Here is a 21935-nt window from a genome sequence, read left to right as displayed (position 1 = left end):
TTTAGTCTGCTTGTAGGCGCTGGAGCAGTTCATAGAAGGGTTGCCAATTGTCTTCTTCGGCAATCGGTTCCCAAACTGCTTCAATCGCCGGACGCAATAAAACTGTAGCAGGATTGCACTGACGCAAACGTTGGGCGATCGCAGGTAGTTCACTGTCTGGTAAATCCAACAGGGTTCTAAAGTAAATCCCCCGCCAAGCGTCTAGGGCAGCAGCTTGGTCTGCCGATTCCATCACCGTCAGATTGGCTAAAATCAGCCCCGCATCCTCTCGCCACTGCGGTACAAACTGTTCTCTGAGGGCGATGAAGAAGGAGTGATACCCTATTTGAGTCTTGAGCAGAAACTTCAGAGTCTCGGTAATCAGTGTTGCTGCTGTCTCAGCAGGTAACTGGGCAAAGCCCAGTTTCTGCACCATGCACTGGGTGTAAGCATTGAAGTAATGTTCTGGAAACGCACTTAATCCAGCTTCCATTTCTGCCGCCGGAATCACAGCAGCCAGGGGTCGTTGCAACATTTCCAAGTTCCAGCGACAAATTCCAGGCTGGTTACCATAGCTGTAGCGCCCAAAGTGGTCAAAGTAAGCAGCTGTAAATTGCGGGTCGTAGGTGGGAATAAAGGCATAGGGGCCGTAGTCAAAACTCTCCCCCGTGATCGACATGTTATCTGTGTTTAACACCCCATGGCAAAATCCCGTAGCCATCCACTGGGCAACCAGCACCGCCACCCGTTGTACCAGTTCCCGATAAAAAAACGTTGTATGCGTCTGATTGCCCCCACAGTGTTGGGTAGTAGACCTGAATCACATGATCGAGCAATTGCTGAATCATATCTTTGCGATCTAGGTAATGTAGCCGCTCGAAGGTGCCGAACCGAATATGGGAACGGCTAAATCGCACCATCACCGATGCACGAGTGGGGGATGGCTCATCCCCCCGCCAAAGGGATTCCCCGGTTTCCACTAAGCTCAAACATCGGGAGGTGCGAACCCCCGCCCGATGAAGGGCTTCCGCAGCCAGTACCTCCCGCACGCCCCCCTTGAGGGTCAGTCTGCCATCCGCAGTGCGAGAGTAGGGAGTCCGTCCAGAGCCTTTGGTGCCAAAATCATACAACTCTCCGTCCCTACCCCGCACCTGACCATAGATAAACCCTCGCCCATCTCCCAAAAAGGGGTTATATTCCCCAAATTGGTAGCCGTGGTAGCGCAAGGCCAGAAACGGACGGCACCCATGGAACTTCCCAAAGGCCTCGATAAAATCAGCATCAGTGACAGCACCTGGATCTAGACCCAGCGTGGGGAGCAGTTGATCATTACGGAAGCGGAGGAGATGGTTGGGAAACTCGGCAGCAGCTACCTCGTCATAGTAGTCATAGCCAAGAGACTCCAAGACGGGTTCGTAGTTCAGCGTCAAGAATGGATGGAGGTAAGAACAATCGTTAGGGGCGGCAGTCATGCAATTTTAGGCAGGGGTTCCTTTTGATCATGCCAAGAATTTTATCCCCTCCCCCTGAGGGATGATGGAAAATTCTCATCTTGAGCAGTACTGTTTTTCGACACTGGAGCATGGAGTAATTTCTTGAAAAAATCTTTGCAAATCAGGAAAGCTTTTAGTTCACCCTGTTTCTATAGCAGTGCTGAAGTGCCATCGTTTCAAGGTAAAGTAGGTTGTAAGTGGACTGGGATCAATCCTAAACCTATGATCTCACTATGATCCCAAAAGATAACCACATAAAACTTAGCTTAAAATCATTGAGGATTTTAATGAAAATGTCATAGTATATTATTGATTTATGCTTTTCCCCTTAGTCAAAAATTGCTGATTTTACAGATTTTATTGCTCACACTGGGAAATTATCGTTTTTTACAGCTACGAGACAGATATGGTCAACAATTTTAAGATCCCAACTATCCAGGTCGTTCGTTGCCCCAACTGTGGCAGTGTCGCAGAACGGCACCACTTGACCTGCCAACACTTACAGAGAACCCAGTGCCCCACCTGCGACTACTTGATGATCACCTGCTCAGAGACAGGCCGTGTGATCGAAGCCTATGCTCCGGGAATCCGTGCCTGTCCAAAGTTGGTTTCTTCATAAGAAACTGGCTGCTGCAACTTCAAGCCACAGGCTGCTATTAGATCCGCAGTCCGATTAACCATCCCAATTCTGCGGCTTGTTCGATCTCATGTCTCGTGAGCAATTTATGAGTACATGAGTGTTTTTCTATCGATTTTACTTTGATACAAACTTATATCATCGCTGTAGGCTTTCTTAGTCAACTCTATAAGCTCATCGTTATACATGTTTTTAGGATGAGGTAAAGCTCTGTTGAGCTTGTATTTCAGTAGTTCGAATGGCTTGATATTACTAAAGTCATTGTCATCAATCAGATTAAAGCCATAGCTGGTATGACTCGTTAATGGGCGTACATCAATGATATCAATGCCAATGCGATCTCTTAAGACTGTTTCTACCTTTGAAAAATTTTCCAAACAAAAGTAGTCGTCATATTCTTCATACACCAAAAAATCTATTTGGGGTCTCCAATGAATATCCCCATCTCTGATATTAGGCTTGCTCATGCTTCTAACAAAAAAATCAAATGTTATATCTTCGATATCAATCTTACGATTATGTAAGTCGATATAGTTCCATGCAACAGTATCCCTGCTAACGATCTTATCCAGGTAAGCACTAACTAGCCTGGCAAAGGGACACCTTAAAATTGTGAATGTATACTTCGCCCTAGCAAGCTCTGACAAAGTGGCTGAAAAAGTATGATTGTTTTTATGAATCCAGTTGAAATCCGACTTGTCCCTAATGCAGCCATTGGCATACGCTATTGTCGTTCTGAGGGTAGAGCATGCATTCTTCGGTATAAAGCTATAAATTGCTTCCTTCCCAAATATGTTGAGCGCGTGACTTTGAGCAAATTTATGCTTTGAGTTTTGGTTGAGATTGTTGTAGCTTTCATTGCTATAACGAAAAAAACGTATCATCTTGATTTTTCGAATGAACCAGAGAATAGGCAGCTCGATCGTGGGATGAAATGCTACCACATTCCTCTAAATTTTTACAGCCAGTCCCTTCACCCCTGATTCAACCACCGGGCGGCATCTTTGGCATGGTAGGTGAGAATTAGATCAGCCCCAGCCCGCTTAAAGCTAGTGAGGGTTTCTAAGACCACCTGCTGTTCGTTAATCCAGCCATTGAGGGCGGCCGCTTTCACCATTGAATATTCTCCCGAGACGTTATAGGCCGCGACGGGGAGATTGCTGGCTTCCTTGACACGCCAGATGATATCCATGTAGGCCAGGGCTGGTTTGACCATTAACATATCAGCCCCTTCGCTAATATCCAGACCAATTTCCTTCAGAGCCTCTCGGGAATTGCCCGGATCCATCTGATAGGTGCGGCGATCGCCAAATTGCGGGGATGACTCAGCGGCATCTCGGAACGGGCCATAGTAGGCTGAGGCATACTTGGCGGCATAGGACAAAATCGGAATCTCCGTGTAACCTGCGGCATCCAAGCCTGAGCGAATTGCCTGGACAAACCCGTCCATCATTCCAGACGGGGCGATGATATCTACCCCAGCCTTGGCTTGGGAAACCGCTGTTTTTTGCAGCAACTCTAACGTCGGGTCATTGAGGACTCGCCCCGTTAAGTCACCCAGCTCTAAATAGCCACAGTGGCCGTGGGAAGTATATTCACACAGGCAAGTATCGGCAATCACAATCAGTTCCGGGACAGCCTCCTTCACCGCTGTTGCCGCCTCTTGGACAATGCCACAGTGATGCCACGCTCCCGTAGCATCGGTGTCCTTGCTATCTGGAATCCCAAAGAGAATAATGGCCGGAATTCCTAAGTCATAGACTTCTTTGGCTTCTAGGACAATTTTGTCCACAGACAGCTGGTACACTCCCGGCATCGATTTCACTTCTTTAGAGACCCCACTGCCAGGTACCGCAAACAGAGGATAGATCAGATCACTGGTGGTTAAGACGGTTTCACGCACCATCCGACGCAGTTGCGGGTGACTCCGGAGACGGCGGGGGCGATGAATCGGGAACATGGCGGCATTGACGGAGGGATAGATCCATCCTAATCGTTAAGGCTCCCCAGCGGCCCAAATTCAATTATTACAAAGGATTAAAGACCCCCTGAGGAGATGAACGCAGCCCCAGCCAAGATCTCCAGGCAACCTTAACGCAATACTATGTAATAGAAGTGATTGAAAGCCAGCAAGGGGAAAAAGATCCCAGCCCCTTGCTGGCAACCCATAAATCGATTAGAGTCATGCTTATGCAATGGGAGCGCAGCAGTGGTGAATCCTCTCCAGCTACCAACGTTCATCCAACAGAGTCGAGCCACAATCTCGGAAGATTTCCAAGGAGGTCTTGACCCGAGTTTGTTGTTGCAAGCCCGACAGTTTTATCACGCCTACCTGCAGACGCATACTAAACAACCCCAACGCCCCTTGGGGGTTGCCATTGACCCTCAGACCTATCGGGGGAAGTTGATTTTCACCCGTAAGCCCGTTTTACTGCTCACAGAGTACTTTATCCCATGGGACTGTTTGGAATCTGAGTCAACCTGAGCCAATACTGAAGTTACAACAACTTGCTTAAGGCTGCTGTCAGGCTCACCGGATGTTGACGCTGATTCATCTAATTATTTATCTGTTTGTCTTCAGCTTTGGGGCTGCCGTTGGTAGCTTCTTGAATGTGGTGATTTATCGCCTCCCCGCAGGTTTATCCATCCTGTGGCCACCCTCCCGTTGTCCCCATTGTCTGCAGCGGCTGCGAAAGACGGAAAATCTTCCGGTGGTTGGCTGGTTATGGTTACGGGGGCGCTGTGGCCATTGTTGCCGTCAGATCGCGATCCGCTATCCCTTGGTGGAAGCAGCGGTGGGGATGATGTTTCTGGTGGTATTTAGTGACTTTGGCATCTCGCTGCTGACCTTGGGATACTGGGTATTTTTGAGCTGGTTGTTGGTACTGGCAATGATCGATCTCGACACCATGACCCTCCCCAATTCCCTGACCCAATCGGGTCTAGTGGTAGGACTGGGTTTTCAATTATTGCTAGGGTTACAGGCTCACGGGTATCTCACGGGGGCGCTAGGGCAGCTGATGGTGGGGATTGGCGGGGGAGTGCTGGGAGTGTGGCTGTTTGATCTGATTACCCTCGTCGGTTCAGTGGCACTGGGACAGACGGCCATGGGGGCGGGAGATGCCAAGCTGGCCGCAATGATGGGTGCCTGGTTGGGCTGGAAGTTTTTGCTGCTGGCAAGTTTTTTAGGGTGTGCTTTGGGTGCCTTTGCGGGGGGGGTCGGCGATCGCCCTCGGCTGGTTAGATCGTCGTCAACCCATGCCTTTTGGGCCGTTTCTGGCCTTGGGAGCCGCGATCTCTGCCCTGTGGGGGGAGGCATTGCTAGCCTGGTATTTCCAGCTATTTTTCCCGGTCATGGGGTAGGAAGCGATGCAGTTCAGCCCCCAGGCGATCGCAACCGACGTCCATCCCAGGTGCATAATTATAAAGCGGTGTTGACTTTATCAAAGATTTTGTCAAATTGATGCCAACAACCTGGAGCCTTGACTGGAACTGCCTCGCTCAGATGGAATCTAGGTTCTGACTCCCAGAGATGTTGAGTTTTTTTGAGAATTGTGACCTATAAGGAAACTTTTGCGTTCATGTCTCTTTTTGACTGGTTTGCCAATCGCCGGAAATCTGATCCCATTAGCAAGGAGCATCAAGTCCGAGAAATTGCCGATGGTCTGTGGACTAAATGTGAAGCCTGTGGGGTGCTGACCTACACGAAAGACCTCAAAGCCAATCAAATGGTTTGTCTCGACTGCGATCACCACCTGCGGGTCTATAGCGATGAACGAATTCAGCAGTTAATTGATCCAGACACCTGGCAGCCGCTGGATGAGGATCTATGGCCTTGCGATCCCCTGCAGTTTCGAGATCGCAAGGCCTACTGCGATCGCCTCCGGGAAACCCAAGACAAAATTGGTCTCCCGGATGCCGTGCAAACCGGTTTGGGGCGACTGGATACCCTACCCATTGCCCTGGGCGTCATGGACTTCCGCTTTATGGGGGGCAGTATGGGTTCGGTGGTGGGGGAGAAACTGACTCGGATGATTGAACGGGCGACCCAGGATCAGATTCCCGTGGTGATTGTCTGTGCCTCCGGCGGAGCCAGGATGCAGGAAGGGATGTTGAGTTTGATGCAAATGGCTAAAATTTCCGCAGCCCTGCAATATCACCGAGAATCCCGATTGCTCTATATCCCCGTACTGTCCCATCCCACCACAGGGGGAGTGACCGCTAGCTTCGCCATGTTGGGGGATGTGATCCTAGCAGAACCGAAAGCAACCATTGGTTTTGCCGGACGACGGGTGGTGGAACAAACCCTGCGCGAAAAGCTGCCGGATAACTTTCAAACCGCTGAGTATTTGCTCAATCACGGCTTTGTCGATGCCATTGTCTCCCGCACCCAGTTGAAGAAAACCCTGGCGCAACTGATTCGTCTCCATCAACCCCATTTTTCCCGGTTGCGCGAAGCCCCTGCCGCCGTCGTTTAAGTTGTGGCTTAGGCGCAGACCCTTCATCCCATCCCCTTACCGATGAGCATGACCCTCGATAGCATTGTTCCCTTTGGGCGATCGCTGCTCGAATATCAACGGATGTTTAATCTTTCCCCCCAGGATCTGGGGCAACGCATTTTAGGCTGTGGGGATGGCCCAGCTAGCTTCAATGCTGAGCTGCACCAGCTCGGATGCGACAATGTGATTTCAATTGATCCCATCTATGCCGTTGGCGGTGAAGTCATTCAGCAACGATTTGAGCAGGTCGTGGATGACATTATCGCCCAAGTGAAGGCAACACCTGAGGACTGGGTTTGGAGGGATCATCATGATCCAGAAGCGCTGCGTCGTCATCGCCTCCAAACCCTCCAGATGTTTCTGCAAGATTATGAATTGGGGCGGCAAACTGGACGATATCAAGTAGCGTCGCTTCCTACCCTGCCCTTTGCCGATCAACAGTTCGATCTGGCGTTGTGCTCCCACCTGCTATTTCTCTACTCCGATCACCTGGACTACACATTCCATCTAGACTCGATTCAAGAACTCTGTCGGGTTGCGACCCAGGTGCGAATTTTCCCCTTGATCACCCTGGCATTACAGCGATCGCCCTACATTGACGCACTGAGACCGACCTTAGCGGATCGCGGCATCACCTCAGACATTATCCCCGTTGCCTATGAGCTGCAAAAAGGTGGTAATGAAATGGTGGTCTTTTCCCAGAAGATTTAGCAAGCATCTATCCCGGTGGGGCAGGACATCTGGGGCATTTCGTTATTTTCAATACATTTATTCAGAGAGGTTTCCCTTACAACAGTTTCACCTGTGAATGATCCAGTGACGAGGTTGCTCAATTTTTGATTGGTTTTACAATAAAAGTCACTCCGGTAAGGTCTGTTAGACGTTTGTGAGCTATTGACCTATGCAATACACCTTTGAACTTCTGGGGATTTCCCCCGTTCTCTCCGTTTTTTAACCATCAACAAACCTTTTACAAAAGCCACCCCCAGAGCCATGTGAAGTACCTTGGAGCCTATCAATGCACCCTGGATGCGTTTGTAGAATCCGTGGAGGCGGTGGCTCCCGAGCAGGAATGGGATCTGGATCAAGCCGTTAAATCCCTGATTGAGTTTTGGGTGAAAAACTCTGACAGTATTGGTTACTGGAAGGCGCGGTTGCTGGATGCCGGAACGGAGAATTTATTGGTGGCCCGGCTGGCGGATGTACAATCGCTGCAAAAGGTCTTTGAGTCGCTATTTCAAGAGCCGGGATAGCCGATTCCCCATTGAAAGATCGTGTCAAACTTGAATCAAGCGCCCTTTGAGTTGGATCTCCTTCTCTACCCCAGAAGCACCCCATAGTTGCAATCAGGAAGAGAGAGGGTAAATCTAAGACACTGCTGGCTGCTTGAACGCTGAACTTATTCACTGTGGCGGGTCATCCTTGGAAAACTCCGGATTATCTGGTACTCGCTTTGAGCGAGACTTGAGACGCTTACAGCGGGATGTGTTACGGATGGGGGCCTTGGTTGAAAACTCCTTCTGGTTAGCACGCCAAGGCTTATTTCAAGGAGATTTACAGGCCGCTGGCAGCATTGCCAAGCAAGATAAACAAATCGATCAGTACTATCGCCAGATTGAACAGGATTGTGTCAGTCTGATTGCGAAGCATTCCCCCGTGATGCAAGATCTGCGGCTGATTAGTGCCCTGATGCAATTGGTGCGGGATCTGGAGCGGATTGGGGACTATGCCAAGGATATCGGCGCGATCGCCATTAAACTGTTTCCCTACCCCAATTCCCCCTATATGGGTCAGATTCAGGTGATGTCGGATCGATGTCAAGCCATGTTGGCAATGAGTCTAGCAGCACTCTCCGATCTGGACGCGGTTTCAGGTTTAGAGGTAAAAGCCCGAGATGATGCAGTGGACTCTGATTACCAGATGCTTTACGATCAATTAGCGCAGCAAAAAAAACATTCAAGGGGTTGTAGAACCGATTGTTTTATTGGTGTTAGTGATTCGGCACCTAGAGCGGATGGCAGATCACGCCACTAATATTGGCAAGCGTGTCACCTATATTGTTACAGGGCAGCGAGACTGAGACCGCAGGGCAGCAATTGGGATTACCATCTAACCAGGCTTCCCGCAGTACAAAGTCCTGGCTGTACTGTCGTTGCAGAGATCAAGCACTGAAATACGACAACGAAGGGTTAATCGCTACATGGAATTTTCGATTGCAGATTTACTAGCTAATTTCACGGATGATAAACTCGTTGCCCCCAAAGTTTTAGAAAAGAAGCTTAACTGTGATGACGATAAGCGGCTCCGCCAACTTCAGATTGCCCTAGATGCCTTGGAGAAGATTGGTTTGCTCGTCAAGGAGCGGGGAAAATATCGGCGAGTCCGGGAAGAAGGACTGATTGAAGGCAAACTACGTTGCTCCAGCAAGGGATTCTGTTTTGCCATTCAAGATGTGGAGGGAGCCGAAGATATCTATGTGCGCGAAAGCCAGCTAGGAACTGCCTGGAATGGCGATCGTGTCTTGGTGAGAGTCACCAAAGAAGGCCGTCGCCGCCGCAGTCCGGAGGGAGAAGTGCGCCTGATTCTAGAACGAGCCAATCCTTCGGTACTTGCTAGGGTGAAGCAGACCAACACCGAGCTGCGAGCCATTCCCTTGGATGATCGGCTGTTGTTTGAACTTGACCTCCAGGCCAATGGTCAGAGTTTGACCGAGGTGATCGACCATCTGGTGCATGTGGAAATTCTTCGCTATCCCCTGGGACAGATGCGACCTCTGGGACGGATTACCCAGAGTTTGGGCAATGATGACCAATCCGCCTCTGATTTAGACATTGTTTGCTGCAAACACGACCTTCCCCGCAATTTTCCCCCAGAGCTGTTGCAAGCCATCCAAGAGATCCCGGATCGGCTGGCAGAGGCCAATGTGACGCAGCGACTCGATCTACGCCACCTGAAAACCCTGAGTCTCAAACCCACCATCAACGAGTCCATGGCCGAAAGCCTAGACGATGCCATCACCCTGGAACGTCTGGAGTCGGGGCAATGGCAGTTGGGGATTCATATTACCGATGTGGTAGCCTTTATTGCCGCCCAATCCCCCCTAGATCGGGAAGCTCAAAAACGGGGCACTTCCGTCTATTTAGGGGATGCCGTGCTGCCAATGTTACCCGAGGAATTTTGCCAGCGGCACTGTTCCCTGTTGCCGGGTCAGGATCGTCTGGCCGTCTCGGTGCTCTTGACCTTGGACAATGCTGGCACCGTCGTGGAGTTTGAAATTCAACCGACGGTAATTCGCGTCGATCACCTGTTGAGCTATCAGCTGGTTCAGGCGATTCTGGAGTACCATTCCCTCAGCCAGCAGAACTCAGGTTCCGACTTACCAGAAGCCATTCAAGACCTGGCACCGGTGTTAGAAACCGTGGTGCAGCTCCATGCCCTCAGCCAAGCATTGCAGCAACAGCGTCAAGCCCGGGGAGCCTTTGAGTTAAACCTCCCCGATACGAAGTTTCACTATGACGATGAGGGTGCCCTAGGGGCTATGGTTGTCTCAGCAGCTCAACCTGCCCGTGCCATGGTGGTCGAGCTGATGCTGCTGGCGAATCAAGTGGTGGCCTCCCATTTGCAGGCCTTGGCAGTGCCGGGAATCTACCGCATCCATCCTAGCCCTGACCCGGATGATGTCCAGGATCTGATTAAGCTGGCCCAAAGTATGCAGATGGATGTATCTCTGGAGCAGGATGAGGTGGTGCGTCCCCAGGATTATCAGCGACTGACCCAGCATTTCGCCCAGTCCAGTGTGGAAAAAGTCCTGACCTACCTGTTGCTCTCAACCTTGAAACCAGCGGTTTATAGCACCACCCCCAAGCCCCATTTTGGGTTGGCACTGGATCAGGGGTATACCCATTTCACCTCGCCGTTGCGTCGCTACCCAGATCTCCTGGTTCAACGGGTGCTTCATGCGGTGTTTGAACAGGGACGCGATCGCCGTTCCACCCGTGCTAAAGAATCGGTGAATCTCCGCCATAGTTCCTGCCACGGCAAGGTTACCTGGAATGTATTGCCCACCGAGGTGCAAGAGGAATTAGAGACCCATTTTGCCTCTATGGTGGTTTACCTGAGCGAGTGCGAAAAAGAAGCCCTAGAAGCCGAAGAGGATGTGGAAGGGCTGAAGAAAGCAGGCTTCATGCGGGAGCGGATTGGGGAGGTCTTTCGGGGACTCATTACTGGGGTGCAATCCTACGGTTTGTTCGTGGAAATTGAGGAGCTGCTGATCGAAGGACTGGTTCATGTCAGTTCCCTCAAGGACGACTGGTATGAATATCGTTCTCGCCCTCAGGTATTGGTGGGTCGCCGCAATCGTAAACAATACCGTCTCGGGGATCTGATTGCTGTGCAGGTGAAGAGCGTTGACTACTATCGGCAACAGATTGACCTAGTAGTGGTGGACGGGGGCAGTGAACCCGTAATCAGTGAGCCCGTAATCAGTGAAACCACTGAGGAGGGTGAGCCTCGGAGTGAGGAGTGAGGATGAGGGCACCCTCCCATTTGCCCTTAATTCTCGCAGTTTCGGGCGCATCCGGTCTGATCTATGCCGTCCGGGCGCTGAAGTTTCTGTTGCAGGCCAATTACACCATTGATCTGATCGCCTCCAAATCCAGTTTCATGGTCTGGCAAGCGGAACAACAGACACGCCTGCCGACGGAACCCCGGCAGCAAGAACTTTTCTGGCGGCAACAGGCAGGGGTAGAGTTGGCTGGACAATTGACCTGTCATCCCTGGGGGGATGTGGGGGCAACCATTGCCAGTGGCTCCTTCCGCACCCTGGGAATGATGGTGATCCCCTGTAGCATGAGCACCGTTGCTAAGTTGGCGGCGGGCTTGAGTTCTGACCTGTTGGAGCGCGCCGCCGATGTGCAATTAAAGGAGGGGCGACGACTGGTGTTGGTGCCCCGAGAAACGCCCCTGAGTTTGATTCATCTGCGGAACTTAACCACCCTCGCAGAGGCAGGGGCGCGGATTGTCCCGGCCATTCCTGCTTGGTATCACCATCCTCAAACCATTGAAGATCTCGTGGATTTCGTCATTGCTCGGGCCCTGGATCAACTGGATATTGACTGTGTCCCCCTGGCGCGCTGGCAAGGCCACAGCACCGAGTAGGGAAAACGGAGCTATCCCAGATAGCGGCGGAGAATAGCGGCGGTTGCCTCCCCTGTTTTCGCCCAACTAAATTCTGCTGCCCGTTGGAGACCCGCCCCTCGTAAGTGTTGGTGCAGTTGGGTATCTGTAGCTACCATTTCCATGGCCTGGGCGATCGCCCCCACCTCGTAGGGATTCACCAGTAAAGCCGCATCCCTGGTCACTTCTGGCAGCGACGACAGATTGGAGGTAATCACAGGGGTACCGCAGGCCATGGCCTCTAGGGCGGGTAGACCAAACCCTTCCCAAAGGCTGGGAAACACCAAGGCGATCGCTTGGTTGATCAGAACGGGCAAATTTTCGTAGGCAACATACCCTAAAAACTTCACCCGTGCTGCTAACCCCAGGTTGACAATTTGTTGATTCAGACGGGGGAGATAGCGGGGATCGGGGGGACCCGCGACCCAAAGTTGAGCATCCGAGTGGGGGATCGCTGACAAGGCGGCAATCACCCGCTGCAAATTCTTGTAGGGAACCGTACGTCCCAAATAGAGAAAATAATTCTGGGTTGGCAGGTCTAAAAATCGGAAATGTTGGGGGTCGTGGGCGAGGGGAATTGGGGTGATTTGGCGGGCAGGAATGCCATAGAAATCTACCAGATCACGGGCGCTGGCTTCAGAATTACAGACAATGTGTAGCGACTGCCGCAAGACTTGGGGGATGTAATACCGGAAGTAGGGTGTCAGGGGCGAGAAGCGGCGCGGGAACCTTAGGGGAATCAGGTCATGGAACATCACTACCGTGCGGCAACTAACGGACAAAGGAGCCTCGGTAATGGGAGAAAACAGCAGTCGTGCTGCCAAGTTTCGATACAGTTTGGGGAGCTGAAATTGTGTCCAGAGCAACCGATTAAAATGGCCTCGCGTTCCTTTATCAGCGGTTAAGTTGCCAGCAACGGGATAACAAGCATAGTCGGGGAACGAACGAGAGGTTAATAGGATGGGATCGAGGGATTTAAAATACGGTAAAAGATTGCTCGCATAGGTTGACAATCCCGTCGGTTGGGGAATCAGAAACGATAAATTAATTAATAAAGAGTTTGCCAAGATCGCCATACCCGTTGCCAATAGAGACCGATGCCATGCAACTTCCCCAGTGCTACATCTGGCTGCAAGGGGGCGATCGCTAACCCATAGATTAAGACCCGTCCCAGCCGCAGGATCAAGATCCACCAGGTACTATACTGCTCCAGCATCAGCAAATAGCTATAGGTACTATATTTGAATTTGTGATAGCGATCACGATTGGTAATGGAAGAGGGTTGATGGATGACACCAATCTTGGGGGCGATCGCCACAATATGACCCTGGTTGGCATAGCGTTGGCAGAAATCAAAGTCTTCATAATAAAGAAAATACTCCGGTGAAAATTGGGGACACTCCGGAAAATTCTGGAGCTGAACCAACAAACTACAACCTGAAACCCAAGCCGTGGTCACATATTCTTGTTCCTGAAGATGGGTGCAGGGGGGTTGTCTGGCTGAGAATCGTTCCTGTGCGGGGGGTGAACTGCCCCCCAGCGAACCAGAGGCGGCCATCGGGCTGATAAATAACGGTGCCGAGAATGGAAATCTCGGGGTGGTGGTGAAACAACTGCTGTGCCTGATCCAGAGATCCTATGTGCAAGCCAGCATCGGGATTAATCAGCCAAACGATCGCCGTGGGATCTCGCTGGTACACCCAACGTAAGCCGAGGTTGCAAGCTCGTCCAAACCCGAGATTAGCCCCTGCCTCAATCACCTTCACCGGGGGACGCTGGAACTGCTGCACCGAGGGATCATCCGGAGAATTATTGACAATGATCACTGGGGTATCGGGCTGACCCTGAACGGCAATGGAATCCAGTAACTGGGCAATCAGCGACGTGGACTCATAGTTGACCGTCAGGAAATAGATCACCCCTCACACCAAGTCAACCTGTGAGTCATCCCCAATCATAAAGCGCAGGGCTTTGGGACGACGAGGTGCTTGACCCAGGTGAGCACGCTGCCCAATCACACTGTCTACAATCCGCTGATGCACCCCAATCACCTTCGCCCCTTGGAGAATGACGCTATGTTCCAGATCGGCATCAATTAAGGTCACCCCATCGGCAATGCTGCTATAAGGCCCAATGAAGCAATTTTCTAAATAGCAATCTTTGCCAATGATCACAGGGCCGCGAATGGTGCAGTTGATCACCTGGGTTCCTGGGTCAATCTGTACCCGACCAATCACCTGGCTGCGCTCATCCACCGTTCCCTGGAGGTTAGAGGTGAGACAGGTATCCAGAATAATGCGATTGGCTTCCAGGAGATCGTCTTTTTTGCCCGTATCCAACCACCAACCCTGGAGTTGGGAAGCTTCCACATGCTTTTTCTGGTCAATTAAGTTTTGAATCGCATCGGTAATTTCCAGTTCTCCCCGAGCCGAGGGCTGGATTTGAGCGATCGCCCGATGAATGCTGTTGGCAAAAAAGTAAATCCCCACGAGAGCCAAATTCGAGGGGGGATTTCTGGGTTTCTCAATTAACTGCAAGACCCGGCCATTGGCATCGACCTTGGCAACCCCAAAAGCGCTGGGATTGGACACCGGACGTAACAAAATCAGGGCATCCAGCTGTTGGGATTGGAAGGCTTCTAGAAACTGAATCAGATCACTCTGAATCAGGTTATCCCCTAGGTACATGACAAAGGGGGAGTCTTGGAGAAACGGCTGAGCTACTTTGACAGCATGGGCCAAGCCAGCAGCTTCTTCTTGGAGAATATAGGTGATCTTGGCACCAAAGCGACTGCCGTCCCCGGTTTTGCTTTTGACTTCTTCGCCGGTTTCCGGACTAATGACAATGCCAATGTCCCGAATGCCCGTGGCGACAATGCTGATAATTCCGTACCAGAGAATCGGCTGATTGGCGACCGGAACCAGTTGCTTGGCACCGGTGTAGGTCAATGGTCGCAGGCGCGTCCCTTTACCACCAGAGAGAATCAGGGCTTTCATAGATACTCAGAACTGCTCAGGATCAGGTTTTAAGACGGTGCCTTTAGATCTTGCAACATCTGCCGCAGTCCCAGCCGCCAATGGGGGGGATAGGTTCCCAACACTGCAGATATTTTGGCACAGGAGAGGACGGAGTAAGCGGGTCGGCGGGCAGGGGTGGGATACTCTGCAGTTGTGATCGGGATCACTCGTTGCAGTTTCAGGGGAAACCCCAAGACCGCCGCTTCTTCAAAAATAGCCACTGCAAAGTCATACCAACTGGCAACACCGCTGTTCGTGAACTGGTAAGTGCCAGCGAGATCACGGCTGAAGTGGGGAATCAATTGGGCGATCGCCGTTGCTAGGTGATAGCTCCAGGTTGGCGATCCCACCTGATCGGCCACCACCCGAATTTCCTCACGCTCGGCTCCCAGACGCAACATAGTTTTGACAAAATTGCCCTTGCCACGGGCTCCATAGACCCAAGCGGTTCTGAGAATGCAATAGTGATCGCAGTGGTTGCGAACCGCCACCTCGCCCCTCAACTTGGAACCGCCATAGACCCCCAAGGGATGAGTGGCATCGGTTTCTTGGTAGGGATGACTTTGGCTGCCATCAAAGACGTAGTCGGTGGAAACATGGATCAACCCGATGCCTAGTTGTCGAGCGGCGATCGCCAACACCCCCGGAGCAATGGCATTGATTAACTCTGCCCGTTCAGCATCGGATTCTGCTTTGTCAACGGCGGTATAGGCCGCTGCATTGACAATCAAATCGGGTGCAAGTCCTTGCACCACTGCTGGTAGGCGGTCAGGCTGCTCTAAATCAACTAACTCACGGCCTGCGGCCACCACCTCTCCCAAACTAGGCAGGAGTCGCTGCAATTCTTCCCCAAGTTGTCCGGTTGCCCCCGTAATTAAAATTCGCATCATTTACTGATAGACCGCCGCTGCTTGCAAGCATACCCCAGCTTCATCCTTCCCTGAGAGCGTTGGTGGGGCGCTCAACGGCCAAGCGATCGCCAAATCGGGGTCATTCCACAACAAACTGCGCTCATACTGCGGTGCATAGTACTCAGTTGCTTTGTAGAGTACCTCTGCCGCTGTTGAAATCACCAGGAAACCATGGGCAAAACCCGGAGGAATCCAGAGTTGGCGCTTATTTTCAGCACTGAGCAAAACACCTATCCATTTGCCAAAGGTAGGCGCACTTTGACGCAAGTCAACTGCAACATCAAAAACCTCGCCAACGACCACCCGCACCAGTTTTCCCTGGGGTTGCTGAATTTGGTAGTGTAATCCCCGCAAAACATGTTGAGCAGACCGAGAATGGTTATCCTGAACGAAGGTCACAGCTTGGGCTGTTTGCTCTTGAAAGACCCGCTGGTTATAGCTTTCGTAGAAAAAGCCCCGGTCATCGCCAAATACCCGTGGCTCAATGATCAAGACTTCCGGAATTTCTGTTGGCAGAATATTCATGCAGGGTTATCCAGTGTGGACTTTGCAACTTGTTAATCTTACTTCAGAAACCACCTGATCTGACTGGAAAGCAAGGTTCAGTATACACTTCAAGAAAATTTAGGCTTTGTCCGGAGAAGCAGATTTGGCAGCTGAATCTACCACGGAACCGAAAAGGTTGATCACATTGGTATGCTCTGTACATTGACAAGAGCAATCAGGTATTGGTACAACCAAGGAAAGATATTCAGCCCATGCTGTCTTAAAATTCTCTGCAAGAGGCAGTATTCAAATTCTCAGTAGAGTAGTATACTCTGAGATTTTCATAAGGTTCGCGCCCATTGAGATTGGTGGATAGGTTAGTACATTCAGTCACATAAAGTAAGGATGGTTGTCAGGTGTCAGAATTTCTAATTACAGAATCAGGGACAACAAATGCCTTTGGCATTAGGCTGTCCACTGGTAGCGATGGGGCGGTAATTGTTACGTTTGGGGCAGGTCAGCCAATCACCGTGGTTGGCACCTCCGGCGATGACTCCATTCGGGGTGGGGTCGATACTGGGGAAGACAACCCTGATTCCTCCAACACTCCCTACGTCTTTTACGGCGGTCAGGGTAAGGATTCTTTGCGCGGTGCCAATGGCGATGACTCAATGGTGGGCGGCGTTGGTTCCGATACCCTGCTTGGTAACAACGGCAACGACTCCCTCGTCGGAGGTAACAGTCCTTTTGAAACCAATAACGGTGGTTGGGCCGATAACGACAGTTTGGTTGGCGGTGCGGGCGATGATAGTCTCTTTGCTGGTGTGGGTAATGACACCGTTTATGGGGACGATGTTGAAGGAACCCTCACGGGCAATGACCTGATCTCCGGTGGCATTGGTAATGACACCATTTTTGCTGGGGCAGGCAACGACACCCTATTGGGTGGCGACAGCGGCCTTGACTTTGTCCGCGCTGGCAGCGGCAATGACTCCGTAGAAGGGGGAACCGGCAACGACTCTCTGCGCGGTGACTCGGGAGATGACACCTTACTGGGTGGCACTGGCAACGACTCTATCCGTGGCGACGATGGCAACGACTCCATTCTCGGGGGTGCTGGCAACGATACCCTGCGCGGTGGGTCTGGCAACGACACCCTCTACGGTGATGACGGCAATGACTCGCTCTCTGGCGAAGATAATAACGACCTTCTCAATGGTGGCCTTGGTATTGACACCCTGACGGGTGGTAGTGGGAGAGATACCTTTGTCTTTGACGATCTGCCGACCTCTGCCTCCACCCTAGATAAGGTCACTGACTTTGCCAGAGGCGATGACTTCCTCGCCCTCAGTCAGAGTGGTCTGAGTCTGTCTCGTCTCAGCACCGGAACCGTAGCAGCGTCTGACTATATCCAGGTGAATGGCCTTGATCCAGAGGTTCCAGGCTTAAGTCAAGCCCTGATCTACGACAGATCCACGGGTCTGCTCTATTACAACTCTGATGCAAGTGGAAATACTGCCCTGACGCCCCTGTTTGAAATCACCAACAAGGGTAATGTTGATGCCGCCAACTTTGAAATCTTCTAGATTTCACTGTCATCAGTTGTAGTTATCTGTTGGTATTCCTAACCCTCCTGTGAAGGAGGGTTCTTTAGTCTTTTCCTGTGGTAGCTGTGCAATTAGACGAATTGGTTGGGGGGCAGGGATCAGGCTCGTTGAGTCTGCCAGAGCTACACTACAACCTGGGCTGTGTGCAATTGGAACAAGACGATCTGGGAGCTGCCGTTGATAGTTTTCAGCAGGCGATCGCCCTCTACCCTGCCTATGCAGATGCCCATTACAGTTTGGGGTTAGTCCTGGATCGACTGGGCCAAGCCGAACGAGCAATTACCCATTATCAACAGGCGATCGCCCTCCAACCTAAGAATGCCAATGCCTTCAATAATCTAGGCGGGGTGTTGCTGAAGCAGAGCCACATTCTAGAAGCTATAGAAAGCTTCCAACAAGCGATTGCCCTCCAACCCAACTGTGCCAGCTTCTATTGCAATCTGGGTCATGCCCTGCGCCATCAGGAGATGGGAGAGGCAATCTTGGCCTATGACCGGGCGCTGCAACTAGACCCCCAGTTGGTGGTCGCCCACTATAGCTTGGGCAAAACCCTGCAATATTTAGGGAACCACGCGCAAGCTGCCATTAGCTTCCAGAAGGCTATCCATCTGAACCCAGATTTCACCACCGCCTATACTGACTGCGGATTTTCATTGCAAGCCCAAAATCAGTTGGACGAGGCGATGATCTGCTTCCAGCGGGCGCTCGCAGCGGATGCTCATTTTGTAGCCGGCTTTTGCCAGTGGGCAACCCAGCTAGAGGGAAGTGATCCCCTCACCCAAGCCCGGAAAGCCTGTGCTCGATTTCTGATCGCCCTCCAGCAAAAGCCCACGGCTCCGGATGTCCGCATGGCTCTGGCTCAAACCTACAGCCAGTTTGCCAGTATTTTTACTGAATATGGTGGTTATAAGCAATACAAGCAAGCAGAAGCCTATTACCACCGCGCCCTGCAAATCCAACCCCATGATGTCGAGCTGTACCTGCATCTGGGGGCTTGCTTACTCAAGCAGGGTCGTTTTCAGGCTGCCACCGGGATCTATCACCTCGCCCTGACCCTTCAACCCCAAAATCCCCAAACCTACTTCCAATTGGGTTATGCCCTGGAAGTCCAGCAGCAGTTACCCCAAGCCGTCGAATATTACCGAGCCGTCATTGAGGGCCAATTCCAGACAGCCATTGAGGTGAATTATCCCACTGGTACCGGAACTCCAGTGCAACTCCGGGGTATTTATCTCCATACCCTGGCCTGGATCAAGGCATTTTCCCTCGATCCCCAGCACTATCTGGAGGTCAGCGGTGCGGTGAATCTGGAGGGAAGGGAACCCATTCAAGCGGCGGCGGATGCCCGTCAGGGCAAGGTGGGCTGTGATGGACTCAACTGTGATCCCTGCCTGCAGCGAATCTTTGCAGACTTTCAAGTCTGGCATCTGGGCCAAAATCTCTACTCCCCAACTGCTAGCCAGCCACCGACTCCAGAGCCTCTGCCGCTCTTTGTGGCGCGGATTCCCCAAGGACGTACCTGGATTGACCCCCCACGAAAACGCCTGGATGGTGTGTAATGCCATCGCCACCATCAGCCCTGATGACTATCTCTTAGCCGATCTCTCCCGAGATTACCCTGGGCAATTACCGGGATGTCAGGGGCAAACCCCAGGGCACCATCGTTTGTATAGCCTTGACTCCCTCCCGCCCTTAGAGCAGCTATCCGGCTCGGTGGTGGTGTTAGCCGGGTTGTCTGGCAATGTCTACTTTCACTGGATGGTGGATATTCTGCCGCGCTTAGAGATTCTACGTCGCAGCGGGGTTGATCTCGATCAGGTGGACTGGTTTTTGGTTAACAGCGATCGCCAACCCTTTCAACAAGCAACCCTGAAGCACCTGGGTATCCCTGACCATAAGATGATTGAGAGCGATCGCCATCCCCACCTGCAAGCTCAAGAGCTGATTGTGCCTTCTTTCCCTGGCTACTTAGGCTGGTTGCAACCCTGGGCGTTAGAGTTTCTGCGGCGAGAGTTTCTCCCCCTAGGGGATGGGCTATCCCAGGACTACCCTGAACGGATTTATATCAGTCGCACCCAAGCCAGCTATCGGCGGATTTTAAACGAAGCAGCAGTAACGGAACTCTTGAGTCACCATGGGTTTGTCTCGGTTCAGTTGGAGCTGCTACCCCTCGCCCAACAAATTGCCCTTTTTGCCAATGCCAGCCTGATTGTAACGGCCCACGGGAGCGGCCTGACAAACACCATCTTTTGTCGTTCTGGCGCAACCGTGGTTGAACTCGTGTCTCCCCATTATGTGAGGCATTATTATTGGGTTATTAGCAAGTACCTTGGACTTCAGCACTACTATCTCCCTGGAGAGCGCTTTGGCTGCACACCCATTCGTCAAATTATGTATCCCAACCCCCTGATCGAAGATATTTGGGTCAACCTGGAGGCACTCAAAAATATGCTGAAAGTTGTGGGTGTTGCCGATCAGCAGCAGCGGAAGGAACGCCAGAGATGACATCGATTGCCGATCCAGAGGTGACCGTTCAGCTTCTCACCGAGCAGGCAGAGCAGGCCATTGCCTCAGGGAATATTGCCGATGCCGTTGCCAAGTGTGAGCAGGCTTTAGCCATCAATGCCCACCATGCCCCGGCCTGTAAGATCATGGGCGTTGCCCTGCATCTGGCGGGTCAAGTCGATGAGGCCATTACCTGGTATATCCGAGCCTTACAGTATCAGCCCAGCTTGGTTGAAGTTTATTTCAACTTGGGGAGTCTCTACACCCAACAGCAGCAGCTGACCCAAGCCATCTCCTACTATGAAACGGCTCTGAAGCTCAAGCCAGATTTTGCGGAAGCTTATGGGAGTTTAGCCCAGATTTTCTCGAAACTCCAGCGACAACCTGAGGCAAATCGCTATTGGTACCAAGCCCTGACTCGACAACCTAACCCAGCGCCGATTGCAGACTATCTACGGCTGGGCAGTGCCCTGGGAGAGCAGGGAGATCTAGACCTAGCCGTGGATTGTTATCACCGGGTGCTTCAGCAGGTTCCTGACCATGAAGCGGCCCATGCTGGTTTGGGTGAAACCCTAGTGCGTCAAGGGCTGTGGGAATCAGCGATCATCTGCTATCAGCAGCAACTGAGACTTCGTCCTGACTCTGCCCTGGCCTACTTTCACCTCGGTGATATTTATCTGCAGCTCGAACAGTTTGACGCCGCCATCACCGCCCTGCAACGCAGCCTGGAACTCAACCCTGACCTTATCTGGGCTTATCACCATCTCGGCCAGGTTTATCTAAAGCGGCAACAATGGGAAACCGCGATCACCTTCTGTCGGAGCGTTCTGGAAAAATATCCCCAGGCTCCTTGGGCTTACACTCATCTCGGACGAGCCTTGGCAGCGCAGGGTGAGTCTGCGGCAGCGATCGCCTGTAATCAGCAAGCCAGTCAATTACGAGGATGGCCCACCTGTAGCAGCCATAATTACCAGTTCAGTCAAGACTGGTTCACCCACAATATTGTTGTGTGGGAAGCCCACCTGAGTGCTTTTGCCAACTTAGCCAATCTCAACTTTCTAGAAATTGGTAGTTTTGAGGGCATGTCAGCCTGCTGGTTTCTGGATCGCATCCTCACCCATCCGTCGTCCACGATCACCTGCATTGACCTTGAGTTTAAGGAATTCTTTGACCTCAACATTGCCAGAACGGATCAGGCTCACAAGGTGCGCAAACTCTCTGGCAAGTCCCAGGAATGGCTCCCCACCTTAGAGAAAAATTTCTTTCATCTGGCCTATATTGACGGCTGTCACTTGGCCCAATCAGTCTATCAGGATGCATTAATCTCGTGGGGGCTGCTGAAATTGGGGGGCATGATGATTTTTGATGATTATGAGTGGGTGGAAGACCGCAACAACCCTGAGCGTAATCCCAAGCTCGGAGTTGATCGGTTCCTGGGGCAATTTGTCGGTCAGTATCAAATCTTGCACAAAGCCTATCAGTTAATTCTGAAAAAAAACAGGCTAATCCTGTCAACATCTGTGGCCTAGATCGGTCATGGGGAGTCTGCTCTTGCCAGAGTCTCATCCATCAAGTGGGAGTGTGTCACCTTTTGGAGATAAGAATTCAGGGCTCTTCCGCTTAGAG

The 21935-nt window shown here is 51.7% G+C and carries 19 protein-coding genes and 3 pseudogenes; 13 read left to right on the top strand and 9 right to left on the bottom strand.

Translation table 11 applies throughout. The features are described 5' to 3' along the window. Position 1: 1 nt before the first annotated feature. Positions 2–1451 (bottom strand): annotated as a pseudogene (locus DO97_RS31165) (protein adenylyltransferase SelO). A gap of 427 nt (positions 1452–1878) precedes the next feature. On the opposite strand from DO97_RS31165, the gene DO97_RS31160 reads away from it, so the two are divergent. Next, complete coding sequence (locus DO97_RS31160; RefSeq protein WP_239651682.1) at positions 1879–2091, top strand: replication restart DNA helicase PriA; 213 nt, start codon at positions 1879–1881, stop codon at positions 2089–2091. A 104-nt stretch (positions 2092–2195) separates the two neighbouring features. Here DO97_RS31160 and DO97_RS11860 read toward each other — a convergent pair whose 3' ends face one another. Beyond that, positions 2196–3053, bottom strand: coding sequence for a sulfotransferase family 2 domain-containing protein (locus DO97_RS11860; protein ID WP_204368604.1), 858 nt, complete (start codon positions 3051–3053; stop codon positions 2196–2198). A gap of 29 nt (positions 3054–3082) precedes the next feature. Then, complete coding sequence (gene hemB / locus DO97_RS11855) at positions 3083–4069, bottom strand: porphobilinogen synthase (protein ID WP_036533613.1); 987 nt, start codon at positions 4067–4069, stop codon at positions 3083–3085. A 249-nt stretch (positions 4070–4318) separates the two neighbouring features. On the opposite strand from hemB, the gene DO97_RS11850 reads away from it, so the two are divergent. The 8 genes and pseudogenes from DO97_RS11850 (at position 4319) to DO97_RS11815 (ending at position 11765) form a co-directional block, all read left to right on the top strand. Then, on the top strand, positions 4319–4594 hold the full coding sequence (locus DO97_RS11850; protein ID WP_239651681.1) for a hypothetical protein: 276 nt from the start codon (positions 4319–4321) through the stop codon (positions 4592–4594). A 52-nt stretch (positions 4595–4646) separates the two neighbouring features. Next, a pseudogene (locus DO97_RS11845) lies at positions 4647–5472 on the top strand (prepilin peptidase). A 218-nt stretch (positions 5473–5690) separates the two neighbouring features. Continuing rightward, the gene (gene accD, locus DO97_RS11840; protein WP_052128666.1) at positions 5691–6587 is read left to right on the top strand and encodes an acetyl-CoA carboxylase, carboxyltransferase subunit beta; all 897 of its coding nucleotides are present in this window, start codon (positions 5691–5693) and stop codon (positions 6585–6587) included. Between the two features lie 48 nt (positions 6588–6635). Beyond that, positions 6636–7319 carry a class I SAM-dependent methyltransferase gene (locus tag DO97_RS11835; protein ID WP_239651680.1) on the top strand — a complete coding sequence of 228 codons (684 nt, stop codon included), beginning with the start codon at positions 6636–6638 and terminating at the stop codon, positions 7317–7319. 203 nt (positions 7320–7522) lie between these two features. After that, positions 7523–7861 (top strand): hypothetical protein, encoded by a 339-nt coding sequence (locus DO97_RS11830; protein ID WP_204368603.1) that lies wholly within the window; start codon positions 7523–7525, stop codon positions 7859–7861. Between the two features lie 241 nt (positions 7862–8102). Next, positions 8103–8688, top strand: a pseudogene (gene phoU, locus DO97_RS11825) (phosphate signaling complex protein PhoU). A 120-nt stretch (positions 8689–8808) separates the two neighbouring features. Then, on the top strand, positions 8809–11133 hold the full coding sequence (locus DO97_RS11820) for a ribonuclease R family protein (protein WP_052128665.1): 2325 nt from the start codon (positions 8809–8811) through the stop codon (positions 11131–11133). Between the two features lie 2 nt (positions 11134–11135). Next, positions 11136–11765, top strand: a complete 630-nt coding sequence (locus tag DO97_RS11815; protein WP_036533609.1) for a flavin prenyltransferase UbiX — start codon at positions 11136–11138, stop codon at positions 11763–11765. A gap of 11 nt (positions 11766–11776) precedes the next feature. Here the strand turns inward: DO97_RS11815 and DO97_RS11810 are convergent, their stop codons facing one another. From DO97_RS11810 to rfbC, 6 genes are read right to left on the bottom strand one after another with little or no spacing between them, the layout of a single operon-like run. Continuing rightward, on the bottom strand, positions 11777–12850 hold the full coding sequence (locus tag DO97_RS11810; RefSeq protein ID WP_036533644.1) for a glycosyltransferase family 4 protein: 1074 nt from the start codon (positions 12848–12850) through the stop codon (positions 11777–11779). Next, complete coding sequence (locus tag DO97_RS25140; RefSeq protein ID WP_204368602.1) at positions 12832–13242, bottom strand: glycosyltransferase family 2 protein; 411 nt, start codon at positions 13240–13242, stop codon at positions 12832–12834. Before DO97_RS25140 ends, DO97_RS11810 begins: the two co-directional genes overlap by 19 nt. Further along, complete coding sequence (locus tag DO97_RS25135; protein ID WP_204368601.1) at positions 13214–13702, bottom strand: glycosyltransferase; 489 nt, start codon at positions 13700–13702, stop codon at positions 13214–13216. The genes DO97_RS25140 and DO97_RS25135 overlap by 29 nt, the downstream gene beginning before the upstream one ends. Before the next feature lie 3 nt (positions 13703–13705). Then, positions 13706–14779, bottom strand: coding sequence for a glucose-1-phosphate thymidylyltransferase (locus tag DO97_RS11800; RefSeq protein ID WP_036533607.1), 1074 nt, complete (start codon positions 14777–14779; stop codon positions 13706–13708). Between the two features lie 29 nt (positions 14780–14808). Next, entirely contained in the window at positions 14809–15687 is an 879-nt protein-coding gene (rfbD, locus tag DO97_RS11795; RefSeq protein WP_036533641.1) for a dTDP-4-dehydrorhamnose reductase, read from the bottom strand. Positions 15688–15690: 3 nt separating this feature from the next. Then, positions 15691–16236: a dTDP-4-dehydrorhamnose 3,5-epimerase gene (gene rfbC / locus DO97_RS11790; protein ID WP_036533605.1), complete on the bottom strand. Its 546-nt coding sequence runs from the start codon at positions 16234–16236 to the stop codon at positions 15691–15693. 377 nt (positions 16237–16613) lie between these two features. Between rfbC and DO97_RS11785 the strand changes: the two genes are divergently transcribed. The 4 genes from DO97_RS11785 (at position 16614) to DO97_RS11775 (ending at position 21838) form a co-directional block, all read left to right on the top strand. Continuing rightward, positions 16614–17783, top strand: coding sequence for a calcium-binding protein (locus DO97_RS11785; protein ID WP_052128664.1), 1170 nt, complete (start codon positions 16614–16616; stop codon positions 17781–17783). Between the two features lie 77 nt (positions 17784–17860). Then, complete coding sequence (locus tag DO97_RS21045) at positions 17861–19363, top strand: tetratricopeptide repeat protein (RefSeq protein ID WP_052128663.1); 1503 nt, start codon at positions 17861–17863, stop codon at positions 19361–19363. Then, positions 19329–20309 (top strand): glycosyltransferase family 61 protein, encoded by a 981-nt coding sequence (locus DO97_RS21040; protein ID WP_162182990.1) that lies wholly within the window; start codon positions 19329–19331, stop codon positions 20307–20309. Before DO97_RS21045 ends, DO97_RS21040 begins: the two co-directional genes overlap by 35 nt. Next, positions 20306–21838 carry a tetratricopeptide repeat protein gene (locus DO97_RS11775; protein ID WP_036533603.1) on the top strand — a complete coding sequence of 511 codons (1533 nt, stop codon included), beginning with the start codon at positions 20306–20308 and terminating at the stop codon, positions 21836–21838. Before DO97_RS21040 ends, DO97_RS11775 begins: the two co-directional genes overlap by 4 nt. The last annotated feature ends 97 nt before the right edge of the window (positions 21839–21935 follow it).

It is taken from the genome of Neosynechococcus sphagnicola sy1 (assembly GCF_000775285.1).
Lineage (GTDB): Bacteria > Cyanobacteriota > Cyanobacteriia > Neosynechococcales > Neosynechococcaceae > Neosynechococcus > Neosynechococcus sphagnicola.
Note: the sequence above shows the minus strand (reverse complement) of the source record. Positions and strands in the feature narration are given on the sequence as shown.